Consider the following 20,656-nt stretch of genomic DNA (forward strand, 5'->3'; position numbering starts at 1 on the left):
GAAGTTGCAAAACTCCTACTCGACAAAGCTACGAACTCAGGTAGGATGTAATTCTCTGAGTTCCCAATGTCTAAATTTGCCCTGACCGCAGGTTTAGGCTGATTCACGCAGGTGTCATGAGTGTTCAAACACCCACCATCCGATTGCCCGATTCGACTGTCCAAGCGGCCTTATTGCCAACCGAATTGATCTTAATCGGCCTCGTATGCTGGTTGGGGTTTTGGGTTTGCTGGCGTTGGCTGCGTCGGCGCACTGCGCTGAAAATTAGCACCCAATTGAGCTTATGGCACTGGCCGCAAAGTCAACAAACCTTAATCATCGATCAGCATGCCAAGCTTGTTTCAATTAGCCCAACGTTGAACCAACAGCTTGGTTACAGCGATTTATCACTCAATGGCACAGCATTCGCCCAACTTTTGCACCCCGATTCATACCACCAGTTTCGGCAAGCCCTGAATCAGCCAACCAGCCAAACTCAATGGCAACCCTTGCGCTATCGCCATGCCGATGGCTCGTGGCAAACTTTAGAATCGTGTTGGCATCAAGTTGGCCGCTATTGGATTATCAGTTGCCGTGAGCGTGAAGCTGCCGCGCTTGATCGAACGCCACCAACAATCGATTGGTTGACTGGCTTGCCCAATCGCCAAAGCTTGGTCGTTCAACTACAACACTTGATTGCGCAGCGCCAGCTTGATCAACATCAGTTTGCGGTGTTGTTCGTCGAGGTTGATCGATTTAGCGCGGTCAATGATGCCTTGGGCTACGATGTGGGCGATCAGGCGCTGCAAACGATTGCCCAACGCCTGCAAGCGACGCTTGGCCCTGCCGATTTGGCAGCTCGTTTGGGCGGCGATGAATTTGTGGTGGTGCTTGCTCAGGTGCAGCATGCCCAACAAGCGCTGGAGCATGCTCAACGCATTCAAGAGCAATTTAGCCAGCCCATGCTTTTGGCCGATAAACCAATTTATACCTCGCTGGGCATTGGCGTAACCCTTGGCGATGGTCAAGCCCAAGCCGAAACCCTCTTGCGTGAAGCAGATACGGCGATGTATCAGGCCAAAACTGCTGGCATTGGCCAAATCTTTTTGTTTGATCGAGCCTTGCATGCGGCGCTGACTGAGCGTTGGCAACTGGAAATTGATTTGCGTGGAGCCTTGGAGCGCCACGAGTTAATTTTGCATTATCAGCCAATTACGGCTTTGCCAACTGGCCAGATGGTTGGGGTTGAGGCGTTGTTGCGTTGGCATCACCCTCAGCGTGGAATGATTTTGCCCAACGAATTTATTCCCTTGGCCGAGGAAAGCGGCTTAATTGTGCCGATTGGCTTTTGGGCGCTCGAAACTGCGTGTCAGCAATTTTTGGCTTGGCAAGCTGATCATTCACGTTCTGGCTTACAAGTGCTTTCGGTCAATCTTTCGGCGCGCCAGTTGGCCAGCCCAGCGCTCATTCAAACGCTTGGCGAGATTATTAAACGCACCGGAATTGCCCCAGCCCAATTGGAGCTAGAAATTACCGAAAGTATGGTGATTCATGGCTTGGAATCGGCGCGGGCGCAATTGGACGCTATCAAAGATTTGGGCGTAAAGCTGGCAATTGATGATTTTGGCACTGGCTATTCGTCATTGAGCTATTTACACCATTTCCCCTTAGATACGCTCAAAGTTGATCGTTCATTTGTTAATGCCATGAGCGGTGGCAGCCGCAACGTCGAAATTGTGCGCGCAATTATCATGCTTTCGCAGCAATTGGCTATGAATGTGATTGCTGAAGGCATCGAAACCACCGAAGAAGCGGCAACCCTGCGCGATTTGGGCTGCGATTATGGCCAAGGCTATCATTTTAGCCGCCCGTTGACCGCGCCCGATATTAGCTCGTGGCTGCATAGCCAACCTCTGAGCCTCTGAAACATGGGGCAATCTAGCTCGTAACATAACCTGAATTGAGTGGATTTGAAGCTCCTTGGCTGAGAGATGCTTTATGCAAATCAAAGAAACGCGGATACTCGCGGTCGTTGCTGGTGGGCTTAATTGGATTATTAGTTTGATGGCCGCCTTTGGTGCTGAAGATAGTTGGTTTCAAGCAGGCCAATTTTTCTTTTTGGGCGGCTTTTTTGTTTTATTAGGTTTGCAAGTTAGCTATGAAGGTTCTGCGCTGTATAAAAAATTGGCGTGGGCTTCGCTTGCGATAAGTATGATTTTTGCCGTATTGCATTTGATGAATTAAATAAAAGCCCTGCTGCGTTGGCACACACAGCAGGGCTTTTTTGTTTAGTAGCGCGATCTATGACATGCCAAACAAACGATTGCCTGGCAAGCGCATAATCCCAACCACGATCAACACTAAGACCGCAATTGTACCAAGCGCCATCAAGCGATAGCGAGCTGCTGGAATTTCACCACGTTTGACTTTGGCATTAACTACGTGGGCTAAAGCTAAGGCCAGCACCATCATGGTTGGGTGCTCAAAGCGCACCGTCGTAGGATTGAGTTTATCCCACGATTGGCGGGCAACATACAGCGCCAAGCCACCAAGCAACTGAATATCAATTGCAATTGTGGTGAAGAGCATAATTTTGCGGGCGGTGTCGCTCCATGGTTGTTTGGTCAGCCAACCCCACAAACCATAGCCAACGGCAACCAAAATCGCCAACATAACAATCCAACGCCAACCTGAGTGAGCGCTCAGCAGAAATGTTTGCATGAGTCGGTGATCCTCCAAAACACAAGAAATCGAAAGCACTGTGCTGAATGCTATCATAGCATAGCCTAGCTGCGTCAAGCATTCAATCGTTGCCATTTATGAACAACAAAAAAACCACCCTCGGTGCTCAGCACCAAGGGCGGTTTTGGGGGTCATCAATTAGATTTTGTTGTTGCGAATCAACCACACGCCTGCAACGACTAAGCCAACTGGAATCAGCACTGGAGCGATGTCGACCAAGATGCTGCTCAGGAACAAGGCCCCACCGATGACCAAGGCGCTCTTGAGCCATAAGTTGCGGCGAGCTTTGATCACATCTGGGCTAACCGTGGCAACTGGCGTTGAAAGGTTGCTAACTGGAATGCTTTGGCCAACTGGTTGACCAGTCACTGGGTCGAAGCGATATGGTTCAGCTTTGATTGCTTGGCCAGTCATTGGGTCGAAGCGAGCATTGACGCTTGGTTGAACCCCGACGCTTTGGGCAACTTGATAGTTGACTGGTTGTTGGACAACTTGGCCTGGTTGAGCCAAGTAGCTCACTGCACCGCGAGGCATAATGAACCACAACAATGGGTAGAGCAAAATGCTAATCCCAGTCCAAACCAACAAGACAAAGCTCAGGCGAACCCAGATTGAATCGACGGCTAAATATTCGGCAATCCCACCACAAACGCCAGCAAAACGGCGGTCGGTAGCGCTGCGGGTCAAACGGTTTGAAACTTGCGTAGTCATTGGTGTAGCTCCTTCAAAAGCAATTGTTTGATTATCTGCTAACTAGGACGCTAGGCTATTTTGAATTGTTGCAGCGAGATTCCAATCAGTTTTATTGTGGTTTGATTATTCTTGCAGTGAAGCTGATGCTGTGGTATAATCCCGCCTGTTGGCGACATAGCCAAGTGGTAAGGCAGTGGTCTGCAAAACCGCGATCCATGGGTTCGAATCCCATTGTCGCCTCCAAACGATCAAACGCTGGTTGATGTATTCAGCCAGCGTTTGGTGTTTTAGCTGCTTTAAAGAGTTGGGTTTGAAGAACGAAGCGCCGCTATAATACAAGCAATCAAATAGCCTTGTAGGATAGGAGCCTCGCTATGCTACCAACCACAATTCGCACGATCATCGCTGAAGCGATCAATTTGCCCTTGACCGAGCCTTTTGCCATTGCCAGCGGCAGCCAAGCAGTTGCGGCCAATGTGTTAATTAAAATCGAATTAGCCGATGGCACGCTTGGCTTAGGCGAGGCGGCTCCTTTTCCGGCGGTTAGTGGCGAAACCCAAGCGAGCACCCTGATTGCCATCCAAGCCTTACAACCAAGCCTGCTTGGTGCAGATGTGCGGGCATGGCGAAAGTTGGCGTTGCTGCTCAATCAGCTCGATCACGAAGCTGCTGCTGCTCGTTGTGGCCTCGAAATGGCCATGCTTGATGCCTTAACCCGCCACTACAAGGTTCCATTGCACATCTTTTTTGGTGGTATGAGCCAGCAGCTCGAAACTGATATGACAATTACTGCTGGCGATGAAGCGCATGCAGCAGCTTCAGCCAAAGCGATTGTTGCCCGTGGAATTAACGTGATTAAGGTTAAAACTGCTGGCGAGAATGTTGACTACGATCTGGCCCGAGTGCGGGCAATTCATCAGGCTGCGCCGCATGCACCCTTAATTGTTGATGGCAATTGTGGCTACGATCTGGATCGCGCTTTAGCTTTTTGCGCTGCTTGCAAGGCCGAAGCGATTCCGCTGACGCTCTTTGAGCAACCATTGCCACGTGAAGATTGGGCTGGCATGGCCAAGCTTAGCGCTCAGGCGGGCGTTGCGATTGCCGCCGACGAATCGGCGCGCTCGGCCAGCGATGTGCTGCGAATTGCTCGCGAAGGCACTGCCAACGTGATTAACATTAAATTGATGAAGGCTGGCGTGGCTGAAGCCTTGAACATGATTGCGATTGCCGAGGCGGCAGGTTTAGGCTTGATGATTGGCGGCATGGTCGAAAGCATTTTGGCCATGAGCTTCTCGGCCAATCTGGCAGCTGGCAATGGCAATTTCCAGTTTGTTGATTTGGATACGCCGCTGTTTATTGCTGAACACCCGTTTGTTGGTGGCTTTGAACAGGCTGGTGGACGCTTAATTTTATCCAATGTCGCTGGCCATGGCGTGAATTTGGCCTAAATCAGCCCCCCATAACCACCCAATGCTCAGCATTGTACGCATTTTGGGCTAGCTTTTTAAGCTTCGTTGCACTAGACTTGCTGTAACAAAACCAATTGAATGGCGTAGATAAATTGCTCATTCTAATGGGCTGAAATGCTATTTTTGCTTAACAAAACCATAACATTGGAGCATTCTTGATCTTTGGATAGAACGGAGTTGTTATGCGTAAGGCATGGGTGGTTGCAATAGGCTTTTTTATGATTTGTGCATTCGTCGTTGGGGCCGTCAGCAACGGCTGGCTGGATTCTTCAGCACCGTTGGCAATTTTACCAACCAGAATGCCGAGCACGCCCGACCCAAGTCAGGCAATTAAGCTCCAAATAGTCTATAGCAGTGAAAAAGATATTTGGCTCAAGCAAACAGTTAATACATGGCTCGCGACCAAGCCTACTGTCGATGGCAAACCAATTCAGGTCGACTTGATTGCACGTGGCTCGCAGGAGATTGTGAGCCAATTGGAGGCTGGCAGTTTGCGCCCAACCGCGATTAGCCCAGCAAGTAGCCTGCAAATTACCCAAATTAATGCGGCCCAAATTGATGGCAAAACCAATTTGGCTGCTGATACCCAACCGTTGCTGATTTCGCCGCTAGTGCTGGTGACCTACGAAGGCTCGCCTGCAGCGAAGCTGGTTAAATCGCAAGATGCGCAATTTTGGCAAACGCTGCATGATGGTGTATTGCTGCCGCAGCGCAACCAGAAAATTCTCATGAGCCAAACCAGCCCAACCACCTCGAATAGCGGGTTTCAAGCCTGGGTTTTGATGGCCTATGCCTATCATAATAAAGCTAACGGCTTAACCGCTGCTGATATTAACGATCCCAAGTTTGTCGAATGGCTGCAAGGCTATGCCAAAAATGTCGAACAATTTGTCGAAAGCACTGGCTCGCTCATGCAAAAAATGGTGCAGGTTGGACCAGCTAATTATGGTGCTGCTATCGTTTATGAAAGCACAGCCTTAGAATATTTGCCTAAATCACAGGGTCGCTTTGGCAAATTGCTGTTGTTGTATCCACCTCAAAATTTATACAGCGACCATCCTTTGGCCATTTTGGATGCCTCGTGGAGCAGCGCTGATCAACGCGAAGCTGCTGGCTTGTTGCGTGAATTTCTCTTGGAAAAAGACCAACAAACGACTGCCGTGCAGCAAGGCTTTCGCCCAGTCGACCCTGATGTTGCAATTGATGCAGCCGATTCACCATTTGTAAAATACCAAAGCGCTGGCGTGCAACTGAGCATTGCCAATCTGGCCGCTGAGCCAGATGCCGCCACAATTAAAGCGGTGCTCGATTTGTGGAATTCGATTGAACCAAGTGTTAAACGTTAACCAGCGGAGCAATTTTTCTAGAGATTGGACGTAGCCTTATGAATTCACGGCATCCTTTACGTGTTGCGGCCACCAAGCCCCTGCCCTTAGTTGTCTTGGCAGTTGGGATTGCCATGTCGCTGACGATTTATCCTTGGTTGATTGTGGTTGCACTTATTGCCTATGGGTTGATGCTCTGGGCGTTGGCCAGCGACCCCAATATTTTGGCCCAAAAGCCCGAAGCACCAAAATTGGCCAAAATTACCAGCCGTACCTTTCAATCGCATTTGGATACGATTGATCATACTCGCCGCGAGATTACGCGCTCGACCAATGTAACTGCTGGGCCGTTGCAACGCCTATTGCAGCCAATTGCCGAGCAGGCCAATGAGTTGTATCAACAAGCCCATGGCTTAGCTGATAAAGGCCAATTGATCGAGCAATATTTGTATACCTCGCCACCGCATGGCTTGCAACCGCAAATCGATAATCTTGATCAGCGAATTGCCATGACCAAAGACAGCTATACCGTTGATCAATTGAAAGAAACTCGCGCCGCCTTGATTGATCGGCAGCAAAATGCCCAAGCTTTGGCAACCTACTATGATCGCATTACGGCTCAATTGCAAAATATTGCTGCCAACCTTGATAATGTGTTGGCTGAAACCGTGCGTTTGCGTGCATCCGAGGCTTCGAGCGCAACCCAAACCTCGCAAGAAGTTGCCGAGCGGCTGAGCAATTTGAACGCCGATATGGATGCGTTTCAGCATGTTTTGGAAGGCGCAATGTCGCAAAGTGGCGTTGCCTAAACAGCTACCTGGGAGAATTGTATGGTTATAGGCATCTATCTTGTGCTTTGGCTGGCGATTGCGCTTGGCATTTGGTTGGCGAAACGTAAAAAAAGTTCAATCGAACGTATGCGCCATTTGTTGGGCATTGTCGTGATTGAGCCGATTGTAACGATCATTATGCTGCTGGTGGTTTATCCAGTGCTCCTACGATGGGTCTGGAATAATAACCTCATTAGCGTTGAGCAGTATCAGTTGGTGAACACCAATGCTCCATTGCAAACCCTGCTGCCAATTGTTTCAGTCGTGATTGGCTTGCTGCCTTTATTATTGCTCTTCGATGAGCAAGCAGTGGTGCGCAAGATTGCTTGGCAAGCAGGATTAATGGTGCTTGGGCGTTGGCTCTACCTGATTATGGTGCGGATTCTGCTGGCGAAAGATTTTAATCCATGGCTCGATATGCTGTTAATTGTCAGCTATTTGGTGTTGCTGGCAATAACAATTTACATTGGCAATGCTTTATTAATCGGGCGCTTAGATCGCTTAATCAAGCCAGTGGCGATTGAAACCGAGCCATTATTTCAAGGCCAACCGATTGTCTATGCCGACCCTAGTCAGCAGCCAATGATCTATCTTGATCCGCCCAAGGATCAGGAACGCTGATGGTGTTATACTCGCAATTAATTCGAGAATATCGACTCAACGACGCTGCGGTATACTAGCTGCACGTCGTTGTTGCGTTTTAGAGGATACTTCATGTCGCCCAACTATCGTTTATTAGCGCTTGATCTTGATGGAACCTTGCTTGATGCAAGCTTAGAGCCAAGCGCCGCCACCAAAGCAGCGATTGCCGATGCCCAGGCCGCTGGTGTGCATGTGACCATTGCAACTGGCCGGATGATTCGTACTGCTCAGCCATTTGCTGATATGCTCAACATTACCACGCCGTTAATTACCTACCAAGGTGCGCACGTGCAAACTGCCGATGGGACGGTGCTTTACGATAACCCTTTGCCCTCCGATTTGGCCGCCGAAGTGGTTGAATTGGCCTTAGCAGAGGGCTTGTATATTCAGGCCTATATTGACGATCAATTGTGGATTGTCGAGCGCAGCCCAGAGGTTGAGGAATATTTGGGCTTTTCGCTGGTTGATATTCCGGTGAATGTCGTGCCAAATTTGGTGGAAATTGTGCGCCAAAAGCCCGTTACCAAGCTGGTTTGGATTACCAACCCAACTGAGCTAGAACGCACGATGCAAGAATGGGGTGCACGCTGGAAAGGCCGCTTGGAAATTTTTCGCTCGCACGACCATTTTGGCGAGGCTTCGGCGATTGGCAGCTCCAAAGGCGTTGGCTTAGCAGTTTTGGCTGAACATCTTGGCATTGCGCAAGCAGAAGTTGCCGCAATTGGCGATCGCGAGAACGACGCTTCGATGTTGGCTTGGGCGGGCTTTGGCATGGCGATGGGCAATGCTGATCGTTTTGCTTTAGCGGCAGCAAATCATACGCTACCAACGCTGGCCGAAGATGGCGCTGCCTATGGCATTCGGCGCTTTGTGTTGGGCGAAGAATAGACCCTTATTTAACCACGAAGGACACGAAGAGCACGAAGTTAGGGTTTATTATTCTAAGCATTTGATACAGAATTTAAGCAGCCAAGAAATTTAACATTCGTGTTCTTCGTGCTCTTCGTGGTTAAAGCAACCGCAAAACTTCTATGTTCTCTGTTCTATGCTCTATGTCCTGCTCTCAGCCTAATTGCCTAGGAATTTCCGCCTGATGGCTGATGACGGGCTGCGGTAGAGCGGTTATAGTGGGCCTATCACCGAAATTAGTAGATCGAATAGGAAAGGAACGAGCACCATGCGACGGCTACTCACCAACCCACAACCAAAACGCCAGCCTATCAAACATTACTCGCCGATAGCCCACAATTGTGGCTCATTGCGTAATGTAGATTTAGGCTACCGTTTTGCAGGCGAGATGAGTTTGACGAAGGATGGATGGCGACCGCTAGTGTGACGCGTACTGACACACGCTAATGCTAAGGTCGTCACAGCAGTGGCGACTATTTTGTTTTAGCGAGAGGTTTGCTCATGACGCTCGAAGATCCCACCCGCATTGATATTGTTGCGGGTTCGCTCGACCCCGCCCGCCCTGGGTTGGATTTATGGGTCGTAGACACTGGTTCAATCAGTGATGACAGCCTTCGCTATCGCTTGCTGATTGCCAAAGTGTTGATCTACGCAAATTATATTGCCAGCCCCATGTTTACGGTGCAGCATCCAAAAATTAAACGCGCTGATGTGTTGGTTCGGGTGGTGTGCTTAACGCCGCCAACCAAACTAATGCGCGACGTAACCGGCATTGTTTCGTGGTTTGACCAAAGTTTGCGCGTGCCTGTGGTGGTCGAAGATGCCGCTAAAGTTGCCAAGCACTTGGATACCTGCCACGGCGAAGTGCGCAGCTATGTGCGTAAAGTGTTGGAATTGGCGCACATTGAGACAGCGCCCGAACCAACAACTTCATGGCGCTTGCCATGGCGCAGCAAAGCCAAGAAAACCGCTTGAGGGAGAGAACGAGCGGAGCAGGAATCGACTTTAGTTCAAGGAATCGCTAGCCAATGCTTGATTACAACATCAATGGCGTAGCGCTTGTGGGAGAGAACAAACGAGCTGGCGAGGTGTGGTATTTTCAATCTAGTTTGCTTCCTCGCCTGCTTGTGGGAGACAAGTGAGAGTTTGCTGAGGTGCTTGTGGGACATACTTCGCTTATTCCGAAGTTCCACGCCTCTTCCTCAGCAGCCTTGCGTTCAGCATACCGTTTGAAGGAGTCGTATGCAGCTACCTGAGGAACCGTGCAATGTTAACTTGGCGAATGCGGGCTTTAATCAGCCGCTTCTTAGAACCATTGTAACCATGAGTTAGTCTCACCTGAGATGATTCACGAAGCTGGAACCGCGAAGGGCGCGAAGATCGCGAAGTAAGATTTTAACGCAGAGGCGCAGAGAAGATTTGGCTATTGACTGCTGGAACAATTTGCGGGTTGTGCAACAGTGGTGGAATGGAAAAAGGCCTGATCTCTAGCCCCTGAACCCTGACCCCTTGGCACTAGGCTATTGGCTGGTGGCTAGCGGAACAATTTGCGGGTTTGATTTCATCCTTCATCCTTAATATGGAGCCTATAGCTCAGTTGGTAGAGCAAAGACTTCTACGGTAACTTCCTCGTTCGCGAGGTGCTAGTAGGAATTGCTTCGGGCGCAGGTTCGAGTCCTGCTAGGCTCCCCTATTGTGGCCCCATGGCCAAGTCGAATCGATGTGATGTAGTTGCCCAAACCAAGTCACAGCGTTTGATTCGCAAGCGTGATTCGGCTTCGGCCATGGTTTTTTTCGAGAGAAGTGGTGTTTCCTTCCTTATAATCTGGAGGTGGTCATGAACGTTGTTCGCCGCCTGTTTGCACCCGCCCCTGCCGATGCTAACGGGCTTAATTACCATGGCTTGCCAACCTATCAACGCAGTTTGGCTGAACATTATGTGCAAATGTTATTGACCAATACACTTGGCTCGACATTTTATGCCTCGAAAGGCACCAATTATGCCTTGACGCTGGATTTGCACCAAGCAATGTTAGCCCAGAACCCTCTTTTTGCTGCGCAAGCCTTGGTCTATGCCCGCGAACAAGGAGGCATGCGCCTTCAGCCAATTATTGGGTTGGTTGCTTTATCAACTATCAATTTGGGCTTATTTCGCCAAATTTTTAACCGAATTATTCTTACGCCTGGCGATTTGCAAGATTTTGTGCAAATTGTGCGTTCGCACCAGATTCGGCCTGGCATGGGTCGCGCTATCAAGCAAACAATCAATGCTTGGTTGCTCAACCTCAGCGAATATCACGCGATTAAATATGGTGGTACGAATGCTGGCAGCATGACCTTGCGCGATGTGCTGCGGCTCACGCGCCCGCAACCAGTCGATGATCGCACCAATGCCTTGTTCAGCTATCTAATCGATCGCGAACGCTGGCGCGAAACTTGGGCCGAGCAAGCGCCTACGCTCTTGCCACAAATCGCTGCGCTGGAGCAATTGAAGCGCACGACTGACCCGAACGAACAGCGGGCCTTGGTTGAAAGTGGGCGCTTGCCCTACGAAATTGTGACTGGTGCCATTAAGCCAGATCGCGAGTTGTGGCAAGTGTTGATGGAGCAAATGCCCTACTTTGCCTTGCTGCGCCATTTGGCAGCCCTACAACGCGCTGGCGTGTTTCACGATCAGGCAATGATTGACTATGTGGTTGCCCGTTTGAGCGACCTTGAAGCCTTTCGGCAGGCCAAGATTTTGCCTTTTCGCTTGCATGCTGCTTGGATGGCCTTCCTACCAATGAACGAGCAAGAAGGCCTGATTCGCCAAACCCTTGCGCAGATGCTCGAAATGGCCTTTGAAAATATGCCCGCAATTCCTGGCCGCGTGGTAATTGCACCGGATATTTCTGGCTCGATGCGCGGCACGCTCAACCCCAAATCACACGTTCGCTATGTCGATATTGCTGGCATTTTCGCTGGCTCGCTGTATCGCAGTAATCCTACGGCGCAACTGCTGCCATTTGATACGAAGGTTGTCGAGATCAAGCTTATGCAGCAGCCCAGTTTGCTGCACATTACCCAGCAAATTTCGGTCAAGATTGGCGGTGGCACGGCGGTTTCAGCACCGATTTCCTTGTTGTATGCCCGCCGCGAGGTCGTTGATGTGGTAATTGCGCTGACCGACAACGAGGAATGGGCACAGGATAGCCATGGTGGCAAAAGTTTTGTGAGTGTTTGGCGCAAATATTTGGCCGAGATCAACCCCAACGCCCAAGCATTTTTGATTACGCTTGCGCCGTATCCGCATGCGGTTGCGCCGCCCGAGGAGCCAAATGTGAGCTTTATTTTCGGTTGGGCCGAGCATGTGCCAGCCTATATTGCCCAATCGTTGCTTGGCTATGCCGACCAGCTGAGCGCAATCGAGCAAATCACCATTTAAGTTGATATAGGTACTATTAAAAGATAGTACCTATATTGTTGTAACCTAGGACTATCGTTGGCGTACCATATTGCGAGCACAACGCCCTGTTGTGTTGAGTGAAAGGGATTAATTGGCTATGTTAAAACGTATGCGTGTTGCGCTGGTGGCATTATTGGTGATGGTGACGAGTTTATCAGCAGCTGCTGCTGAACGAGTTGATAGCTTGCCCGCAGTTAAAGCCCAATCAAGTGGTCGCAGCGAATTGTTGATGCAAATCAATAGCGAGCCATTGATGGTGGCGAAGGTCGAGCAAGAAAACCCCAATCGGGCCTATATGGTCATTCGCCCAGTTGGTTTCTTATCGGATATCGACTTGGTTGAAATGGTGCTATACGATGGCACGCTCTATAGCCGCACCGGAATTGAAACCCAATGGTATATTGAAGCAACTGGTTTGCCCGAAGCCGCACCAATTGAAGATTTGCCCGAAACGCCAACTGGCGATGTGCCTGTAACCCACATGGGGGCAATGCCAATTGCTGGTGCGCCAACCGAGCAATATCAAATTTGGCTCAATAGCGATGCTGCTGGCACAAGCTACCTTAAATTTGATTTGTGGGTTGGGGTTGAAGCCAACTATCTGCATCAAATGCAATTAGGCATGTATAGCAACGACCCTGATTTTGGTGCTTTATCGCTTGAAGTCATCCAACGTTCATACGATTTCGATAGCAGCATCAAGGTTTATGCACCAGCCAACGCGATTGAGCGCCAAGTCGATTATGGCTTGGTTGGTGTGTCGTATGCAACGCCGGAAGCTAATCTGTTGCTTGCGCCATTTACCACCAACGCCGCCCGCACATGGCTTGCCGACAAGCACTAAACTCAATGGTACATTGGATGATCTCCCATGTTCACTCACCCCCCAACCCCCTTTCCCACTGGAACGCGGGCGAGGGGGAGCATCCCTGTATCACCGATGCATTGAGCAGAACCAGCATGTTAAAGCCCCTCGCCTGCGCCACGGGAGAGGGGTTGGGGTGAGGGAATGCTACCAGTTGCCAATCCAATGAACCATTACACATAGCCAAGAGCCTAACTCCTTTGCCTTTTTGTGCTATAGTTTTGGCGTAACTATTCAGACTTTTAATATTTCATCCCTCATAATTCATCCTTTTCTCTGCGCCTCTGCGTTAAGAAATCGATTCCTAGCCCCCAACAACCGCTCCCCAATCCCCAACCTTAACAATCCTAGCCATCCTAGTGCATTTAAGCCACATTTTCGTGTATGATTAACCAATGCACGGCTCAGCAATCGGGCTATGCACAACAACCAACGATGCAATGACGCATGGCTGCTATCAATGTTGATGGCTTTAGCAGAAACCAATTGGTGTGTAGATGCAGACAGAACATTCCGATCTCCTTCCACGATATACCACTGCGCTCATTGGGCGTGATGCTGAAACTGCTGAAATTGGGGCCTTACTGACCCAAGGCCAGCGCTTAATTAATTTGGTTGGCGCAAGTGGCGCAGGCAAAACACGCTTGGCCGTCGATTGTGCCCGATTCTATGCAGACCACTTTGCTGGCGGCAGTTTTTTTGTCTCATTGGTGCCGATTCGGGCGGCTGGCCTGGTATTGGCCACAATTGCCGAAAGCCTTGGCATTGCCCCAACCAGCGATCAGCCATTAATCGCGACGATTGCTCATTATTTTGCCCCCCAACCAAGCCTCTTAATTCTCGATAATATCGATCATGTGATTGAAGCTGCTTCTGATGTGCAAGCCTTGGTGGCAGCAGTGCCTCAATTAACAGTCTTGGTAACCAGCCAAGTAGCTTTGAATGTGGCTGCTGAAACGATCTATCGCGTGCCATTATTGAGTGTTCCGGCGGCAGATGCCCATTTGAGTGCTGACGAAATTATGCAATATGGCGCGGTGCAGTTGTTTAGCGAACGCTTGCGCCGTTTGCAGCCGATGCTCAAATTCGACCAAACCCAAGCCCAAGCAATTGCCGAAATGTGTCGTTTGGTGCAAGGCTTGCCCTTGGCGGTGGAATTGGTTGCGAGCCATAGCCGTAGCTTGCCGCCCTCGGATTTAGTGCGCATGGTGCGTCATCATTTGCGCTTAGGCGCTGCCATGGTTGATAAAAATAGCACCATGCAACGCAAAGAAATTTTGTGGCCGGTGCTCGATTGGTGCTATCGGCTGCTTTCGCCGACGCTGCAAGTTTTGTTTATTCGCTTGGGGATTTTTCGCGGCAGCTGGACGCTGGAATCAGCTGAGGCGATTTGCGCTGGGATTCCTGATGTGCCAATTAATGTGGTCGAAGGCTTGCAGACCTTGGTCGATAAATCATTGGTGCAACTCGAAACCTTGCCCAATGGCGAGCAGCGCTATCTGATGCTGGATGCTGTGCACTCGTATGCTGAAGGGCGTTTGCAACGGCGACGGGAAGCCAACCATCTGCAACGTTTATATAGCGCCTATTTTACCCACTTGGCCGAAAGTGCCGAGAAACCATTGCTCGGAGCCGAACAACCGCTGTGGATGGCGCGCTTGCAAAGCGATATTTACAACTTGCGTTCGGTGCTCGATTGGGCGGTCGAGCAACATCCTGCCACGGCCTTGCGAATTGCTGGCTCGCTCTGGTTATTTTGGTTTACCAAAGGCTATGCCCAAGAAGCCCGAGCGTGGATTGGCCAAGCATGGCTGCGCGAGCACGAAGTTGAGCCAGCGGTGCGCGCCAAAGCCGCGATTGCCGCAGGCATTTGTGCCCAATATTTTGCCGATCACGCTGATGCTAGACTGTGGTATGAGCGTGGTCAAGCCTTGTTTAAACAAGTTGGCGATAGTTTTGGCGAAATCCGCGCTTGGCACAACCTAGCATCATTAGCCTATCAACAACGCCATTATCAACAAGCAGTTGAACTTGGCGAGGATGTTGTGGCGCGTTGGCGGGCAATTAATGATCATTCTGGCGAGGCAGCAGCGCTCGGCAATTTGGCAAGTGCCTACATTGGTTTGGGCCGTTTTGATGATGCTGAACGTTGCTATCAGCAAAGTTTGCAAATTAATCGCACAATTGGCCATCAAGTTGGGATTATTCTCTGTCAGAGTTCGCGCGGCATTTTGGCATGTGCGATTGATAATTTGGCATTGGCCGAACAAGTGCTTGATGAATCGCTGAATCTGGCCTTGCAAAACGATGCTCGCAATCTCATTCCTGGGGTGCAAGGCTCGTTGGCACGGGTTTGGTATAAGTATGGTCAACAGCAGCGTGCTTTTCAGCTGTTGCGGCCAGTCTTCGATCTTCAGGCTCAAATCCAAAACTTGGAGCAATCAGGCGATGAAATGTTGACGCTGGCAGCGATTCTGGCGGAGCAGTATCCCAATTTGGCCAACCAAGCCTTGGCATTTGCTGAACGTATGCAAGACCCTTACAATCAGGAGCATCAACCTGATCCTGCTTCGTTGCGCGAGTTTGAACGGATTGCGGCACGCGTTGCTCAGTTTGCTGGCGAACCAACCCCGCCAGCACATTTGCCAACAATTAGTGAATTTCTCGATCTGGTCGATCAAACGGTTGATCCACGGGTGTTGGGCTAGCATTTTCAATACTTGGCTTGTGAAAGAAGTGATGGCCCAGTTCCTAGCGCACAGGTGTACTGGTTCATTAGGTTGACAACCATGTTCCCTCACTCCCCAGCCCCCTCGCCCACTGAACGTGGGCGAGGGGGAGCACCCGTTTTCACCACGCAGTGCGGCAGAACCACGCGATTAAAGCCCCTCTCCCGCCACGTGGGAGAGGGGTTGGGGTGAGGGGATCAAGCTGCCGTTAACGCAATGAACCAGTACACCTAGCGCACAGGAACTGGGCTTTAGTGATGGTACTCATTAAACAACTTCGATGAGTTGCTGTTCAATGATCTCGCCAATGGGCCAAAGTGGGTCGCCTGCTTGGGCAAATTGTTGTTCGAGTGCAGCCGCATGCTCAGCAGCCACCGCAATCAATAATCCCCCAGAGGTTTGTGGATCGTACAATAAGGCTTGATGCGCCAGATCAACTGTTTCAGCATAGTGCACCTGGATTTGTTGCTCGACATAAGCGCGATTGGTATGCAAGCCACCAGGCATGATGCCTGCTTGGGCGTAGCGATAGGCTCCTTGGAGCAGCGGCAATGCTTGGCTATTAATCCGCAGCCCAACCTTGCTATTGCGCGCCAACTCCAAGCCATGGCCAAGCAAGCCAAAGCCGGTAATATCGGTGGCGCTACGAATGCTGCCAAGCGCTGCGATATGTTCCGCCGCTCGTCGATTGAGTTTGAGCATGCTCTCAATCGCCAGTTCAAGATCGGCTGGATCGCCAACTTGACGCTTGCTGGCGGTGCTGATCACACCTGTGCCAAGTGCTTTGGTCAAATAGAGTTGGTCGCCTGCTTGAGCTTGAGCTTTGCGGGTAATCAGCGCGGGATCGATTAAGCCAGTCACGCAGAGGCCATATTTTGGCTCATTATCAATAATCGTATGGCCGCCAGCCAACACTGCTCCTGCTTCGGCAACTTTATCTGCGCCGCCTTGCATAAGTGCCTGAATAATGGTTGGCGATAGATCGCGTGGAAAGCCTGCAATTGCCAAGGCCAAAATTGGCTTGCCGCCCATTGCATAAATATCGCTCAATGCGTTCGCAGCTGCAATCGCCCCAAAACTATAAGGGTCGTCAACAATCGGTGGAAAGAAATCCACTGTTTGGACTAAAGCTTGCTGCTGATTGAGTTGATAAACCGCCGCATCATCGCTGACATCGAGGCCAACTAACAGCTGCGGACTGGTTGGTAAGCGCAAGCTACTAATTAAATTGCTGAGAGCACCTGCCCCCATTTTGGCCGCTCAGCCAGCGCAAGAAGCAAGCTCGGTCAGCCGAATTTGGTCGCGATCTGCCATGATTTTGCCTACAATCAACCGGGATTAAAGAATTTTAGAAATGCAAGTGGTTAATATTATACACATATTAAGAATCGCGTATAATAGGGCATCTCCAAAGGCGGCCCCTATTTTCTCCGATGGTCCTAACAGTGAGGTTCTGGCATGCACACACACAATGGACGTTGGTCGCGTTCGTTAGCGGTCGGTTTTGCAGTGGTGGCAGCGTTTGTGTTAGCACCAATTGCTTCGATTTCGGCGCATAGCAACCATGATCATAAGATCTATGTTGCGCCGTTCGGCAGAGATGAAGGTGATTGTTCGAAGATTTGGCAGCCCTGTTTAACCATCGAATATGCGATTAATCGTGGCACTGGCAAGGGCGACGAAATTCGGGTTGCTGCTGGTGATTATCAATTTGATGCGCGTTCGGTTGGTTTATTGCTGAGCCGCCAAATTCCGGTGCGCGGTGGCTATAGCGCCCGCGATAATTTTACCCAGCAAGATCCCAACGCCAACCCAACCTATGTGGCAGGCATTCCGACGCGCTACCGTGAAAAGTTGGCAGCGATTGGTTTTGCGCGGGTTGAAGATCGCGATGGGCTAAATTCAGTTGAACTTGATCGAATTCAAATTCCAAGCGAATTGGAAACCCCAAGCGCCGCCCAACCCTGTGTCAATGGCATGGCAGGGATTTTTGAATGTAAAGGAATTGACTTTTTGGGTAGTGTTCCACTCTCAAACTTTAAGGTCAATAATGTCGGGGCAACCGATGGCAGCAATCTGTGGGGCCACGTCGATCTCAACACCAATCGCGAATATGCGGTTATTGGGGTCAACAACGGCACAGGCGTAGTTGACGTAACAGATCCGACCAATCCAGTTGTGATTGGCACCGTGCCAGGCAATAACTCACAATGGCGCGAAGTGAAGGTCTATCAATACTTCAACACCACCCAAAATCGCTGGAATGCCTATGCTTACCTTTCGACCGAAAATCGCAGCCAAGGCTTGCAGATCGTTGATCTGAACCACTTGAGCGATCCCAATCCTTCGGTGAGTTTGGCAGCAACCTACACCGCTGATTTTGGCTCATCGCACACGGTGTACATCAAAAACGTCGATTACAGTACCAATGTGGCCTTGCCCGGCAAAACTGCTGCGCTCTACATGAACGGCGTGGGCAAAAACGGCAGCCGCTTGAGCTCAGGCGTGTTCCGTGCGTTTGATATTAGCAATCCACTTACGCCGCAAATTATTGATAGTGGCGTGCCAGATACGAATGTCAGCTACACCCACGACGATACCAGTATGATTATTACCGATTCGCGAACCTCGGCATGTGCTCCTGGTCACCAAGCCTCGTGCGAAATCATGTTTGATTTCAGCGAGTCGTCGGTCGAAATTTGGGATATTACCAATTCGGCCAACCCATTCCACATTAGCTCACGGCCTTATTCGGGCAGCGGCTACACCCACTCAGGCTGGTATAGCGACGATAAAATGTACGTTTTCATCCAAGATGAATTGGATGAATCAAATCAAGGCCATAACACCCGCGTGCGCACGATGGATATTCACGATTTGGATAACCCAACCATCAGCGCAGTTTGGGATGGCCCAACCAAAGCAATCGATCACAACGGCTATACGATCGATAACGACTACTACATGTCGAATTACTTGCGTGGTTTGACGATTTTGGATGTAACCAACCCTAATAGCATCCAAGAATCAGCGTTTATTGATACCTATCCGGGGAGCAATGCTGCCAACTTTGATGGTGCTTGGGGCGTTTATCCCTACTTGCCAAGCGGCACGTTGCTGATTAGCGATATTTCGCGTGGCTTGATTATGGTGCGTAAATCGGCACCTCCAGCCCAAGCTGTTGCAGGCTTGGCAGTAAGCAACGATGGCCCAACGGTTGTTGGCCAAGCTACCAATTTCGCGGCCACGATTACTGCTGGCACGAATGTCAGTTATGTTTGGAATTTTGGTGATGCTTCAACGGATGTGACAACCACAACCACCAGCTTGAGCCATACCTACGCTACGATTGGCAACTACACGGTTACGGTGCGCGCAAGCAACACCACCAACTCGCTTTCAGCAAGCACAACCGTCGTGGTTGAAGCACCAGCCCAAGTGCAATGGTCGCTTTGGTTGCCCTACGCAATTCGCGCTGAATAACTTTATTCCTTTGGAGATCACAAAGCGGGGCATGCGCCCCGCTTTTGTTGTTGTTTGATTTAGAGCGCGGTGCGGGGTTGTTGTTTGTGCCAAACCCGCTTGCCAAGTGCTGAAAGCGCAATTTCAACCGCAACCGTCGCCGTGCGATTGCGATCGTCGAGTATCGGATTGACTTCGACAATATCGAGCCCAATCATGCGCCCCGATTCGGCAATGAGCTCCGCTGCCAAGTGGGCTTCGCGGTAGGTTATACCGCCTGGAACTGGTGTACCAACGCCTGGCGCAACTGCTGGATCAAGCACATCAAGGTCGAAGCTGACGTAAAAACCATCGCGGCCTTGATTGGCAACGCTGATTGCCCGCACCATGGTTTCATACATGCCATAGCGATCAATATATTCGGTGGCAAACACCTGCACGCCAGCTTCAGTTAAGAGTTGGCGTTCCTCAGGGTCGAGATCGCGCACCGCGACCAAGGCCACATGATGCGGATTGATCATCGAATTTGCCAAGCGCTGGCCGCTCAAATGGATTAAACGTTCGTCGCCATAGCCACACAGCGCCGCCAAGGGCATGCCATGAATATTGCCCGATGGCGAAGTGCTGGGAATATTAAAATCGCCGTGAGCATCGATCCAGAGCACCCCAATATCACGATTGTGAGCAGCACCGCTGACCGAGCCTAAGCCAATGCTATGGTCGCCGCCGAGCACAACTGGCACATGGCCTTGGCTACACGATTGGTCAACTTCGCTGGCTAATTGAACTAAGGTATCGCGGATTGGCTCGAAATAGCGCAAGGTGAGGTCGCCCACGGGTAGGGTTTCGGCAATACTGGCCGTCAGGTTGCCTCGATCAATGACGGTATGACCAAGCTCCTCTAATTGTGGACGTAAGCCTGCATAACGAATTGCGCTTGGTCCCATGTCCACGCCACGCCGCCCTTGACCCAAATCGAGCGGGACACCGATAAGATCGATTAGCACAAGAACCTCCTAGTAATGTCACTTTCATGCAGCATCGAATGAAAGTCTGTTGCTATTCTAGCGCATGGCGTGGGTTTTCGGCTAAATTGCTCGAAATATTGGGTCGGCACAGGCTTAATTCTTAAAAAACCGTGCGCACAAAAAACCAACCATATGCTGTAATAGAGTTACTTGATAGGCAGATGCTGTGATCATAAGCGGCTTGAACAGCGCTTGAGTGTGTGGATGTGCTGTAATGGGCCGAAAGGTTAAATAGATTTAACTTTTATCACCCATGTTTCACCCATAAGGTGGAGCGTGGCTCCTCACAGAAATAGCGCCTGAGTATAGGCCATAATTCCCACGACAAGCATGCTGCTATGCGCTATAGTTCACAATCAGAGGACGAGTTATGAGCGTTATGCCATCTGGTGTATGGCTGCAATTGTTAAGATGTCACCACATTCCCATGCAACGTGACCTGTCGCTTGACATGCCTCGCAGATTTCGGCACGATCATAGGCGTAGCACCAGCAAGAATTTGGCATAGCAGGTTGATCTGCGCTCGCTCATGTTCTCG

Annotated in this window: 16 protein-coding genes and 2 tRNA genes; 14 read left to right on the forward strand and 4 right to left on the reverse strand. The window is 50.4% G+C overall.

Annotated elements, in window-relative coordinates; genetic code table 11:
• Nucleotides 1-116 precede the first annotated feature (116 nt).
• Together ACFMKP_RS23525 and ACFMKP_RS23530 are read left to right on the forward strand one after the other, a co-directional pair.
• Nucleotides 117-1,904 carry an EAL domain-containing protein gene (locus tag ACFMKP_RS23525; RefSeq protein ID WP_382295960.1) on the forward strand — a complete coding sequence of 596 codons (1,788 nt, stop codon included), beginning with the start codon at nt 117-119 and terminating at the stop codon, nt 1,902-1,904.
• A 73-nt stretch (nt 1,905-1,977) separates the two neighbouring features.
• On the forward strand, nt 1,978-2,223 hold the full coding sequence (locus tag ACFMKP_RS23530) for a hypothetical protein (RefSeq protein ID WP_382295963.1): 246 nt from the start codon (nt 1,978-1,980) through the stop codon (nt 2,221-2,223).
• Nucleotides 2,224-2,280: 57 nt separating this feature from the next.
• Here the strand turns inward: ACFMKP_RS23530 and ACFMKP_RS23535 are convergent, their stop codons facing one another.
• Both ACFMKP_RS23535 and ACFMKP_RS23540 read right to left on the reverse strand, forming a co-directional pair.
• Nucleotides 2,281-2,700, reverse strand: coding sequence for a hypothetical protein (locus ACFMKP_RS23535; protein ID WP_382295966.1), 420 nt, complete (start codon nt 2,698-2,700; stop codon nt 2,281-2,283).
• 159 nt (nt 2,701-2,859) lie between these two features.
• Nucleotides 2,860-3,432 (reverse strand): PspC domain-containing protein, encoded by a 573-nt coding sequence (locus ACFMKP_RS23540; protein WP_382295968.1) that lies wholly within the window; start codon nt 3,430-3,432, stop codon nt 2,860-2,862.
• 150 nt (nt 3,433-3,582) lie between these two features.
• On the opposite strand from ACFMKP_RS23540, the gene ACFMKP_RS23545 reads away from it, so the two are divergent.
• From ACFMKP_RS23545 to ACFMKP_RS23595, 11 genes are all read left to right on the forward strand, one after another.
• A tRNA-Cys gene (locus tag ACFMKP_RS23545) sits at nt 3,583-3,657 on the forward strand.
• 131 nt (nt 3,658-3,788) lie between these two features.
• The gene (locus tag ACFMKP_RS23550; protein WP_382295971.1) at nt 3,789-4,862 is read left to right on the forward strand and encodes a dipeptide epimerase; all 1,074 of its coding nucleotides are present in this window, start codon (nt 3,789-3,791) and stop codon (nt 4,860-4,862) included.
• 203 nt (nt 4,863-5,065) lie between these two features.
• A complete protein-coding gene (locus ACFMKP_RS23555) occupies nt 5,066-6,229 on the forward strand; it encodes an extracellular solute-binding protein (RefSeq protein ID WP_382295974.1) in 1,164 nt (387 codons plus the stop codon).
• A gap of 38 nt (nt 6,230-6,267) precedes the next feature.
• Complete coding sequence (locus tag ACFMKP_RS23560) at nt 6,268-7,017, forward strand: hypothetical protein (RefSeq protein WP_382295977.1); 750 nt, start codon at nt 6,268-6,270, stop codon at nt 7,015-7,017.
• A gap of 21 nt (nt 7,018-7,038) precedes the next feature.
• Nucleotides 7,039-7,659 (forward strand): hypothetical protein, encoded by a 621-nt coding sequence (locus tag ACFMKP_RS23565; protein ID WP_382295980.1) that lies wholly within the window; start codon nt 7,039-7,041, stop codon nt 7,657-7,659.
• 93 nt (nt 7,660-7,752) lie between these two features.
• Nucleotides 7,753-8,568, forward strand: a complete 816-nt coding sequence (locus ACFMKP_RS23570) for a Cof-type HAD-IIB family hydrolase (protein ID WP_204756814.1) — start codon at nt 7,753-7,755, stop codon at nt 8,566-8,568.
• Between the two features lie 522 nt (nt 8,569-9,090).
• The gene (locus tag ACFMKP_RS23575; RefSeq protein ID WP_382295984.1) at nt 9,091-9,564 is read left to right on the forward strand and encodes a hypothetical protein; all 474 of its coding nucleotides are present in this window, start codon (nt 9,091-9,093) and stop codon (nt 9,562-9,564) included.
• A 607-nt stretch (nt 9,565-10,171) separates the two neighbouring features.
• Nucleotides 10,172-10,278 (forward strand) — tRNA-OTHER (locus tag ACFMKP_RS23580).
• A gap of 148 nt (nt 10,279-10,426) precedes the next feature.
• Nucleotides 10,427-12,013, forward strand: a complete 1,587-nt coding sequence (locus ACFMKP_RS23585) for a TROVE domain-containing protein (protein WP_382295987.1) — start codon at nt 10,427-10,429, stop codon at nt 12,011-12,013.
• Nucleotides 12,014-12,131: 118 nt separating this feature from the next.
• On the forward strand, nt 12,132-12,878 hold the full coding sequence (locus ACFMKP_RS23590) for a hypothetical protein (protein WP_382295990.1): 747 nt from the start codon (nt 12,132-12,134) through the stop codon (nt 12,876-12,878).
• A 518-nt stretch (nt 12,879-13,396) separates the two neighbouring features.
• Complete coding sequence (locus ACFMKP_RS23595; RefSeq protein WP_382295993.1) at nt 13,397-15,607, forward strand: ATP-binding protein; 2,211 nt, start codon at nt 13,397-13,399, stop codon at nt 15,605-15,607.
• Between the two features lie 288 nt (nt 15,608-15,895).
• Here the strand turns inward: ACFMKP_RS23595 and selD are convergent, their stop codons facing one another.
• Complete coding sequence (gene selD, locus ACFMKP_RS23600; RefSeq protein ID WP_382295996.1) at nt 15,896-16,942, reverse strand: selenide, water dikinase SelD; 1,047 nt, start codon at nt 16,940-16,942, stop codon at nt 15,896-15,898.
• 144 nt (nt 16,943-17,086) lie between these two features.
• Between selD and ACFMKP_RS23605 the strand changes: the two genes are divergently transcribed.
• Nucleotides 17,087-19,111 (forward strand): choice-of-anchor B family protein, encoded by a 2,025-nt coding sequence (locus ACFMKP_RS23605; RefSeq protein ID WP_382295999.1) that lies wholly within the window; start codon nt 17,087-17,089, stop codon nt 19,109-19,111.
• 59 nt (nt 19,112-19,170) lie between these two features.
• Here ACFMKP_RS23605 and rocF read toward each other — a convergent pair whose 3' ends face one another.
• Nucleotides 19,171-20,097: an arginase gene (gene rocF / locus ACFMKP_RS23610; protein ID WP_204756805.1), complete on the reverse strand. Its 927-nt coding sequence runs from the start codon at nt 20,095-20,097 to the stop codon at nt 19,171-19,173.
• Nucleotides 20,098-20,656: the final 559 nt, after the last annotated feature.

It is taken from the genome of Herpetosiphon sp. NSE202, from assembly GCF_042688385.1.
In the GTDB taxonomy this organism is placed as follows: domain Bacteria; phylum Chloroflexota; class Chloroflexia; order Chloroflexales; family Herpetosiphonaceae; genus Herpetosiphon.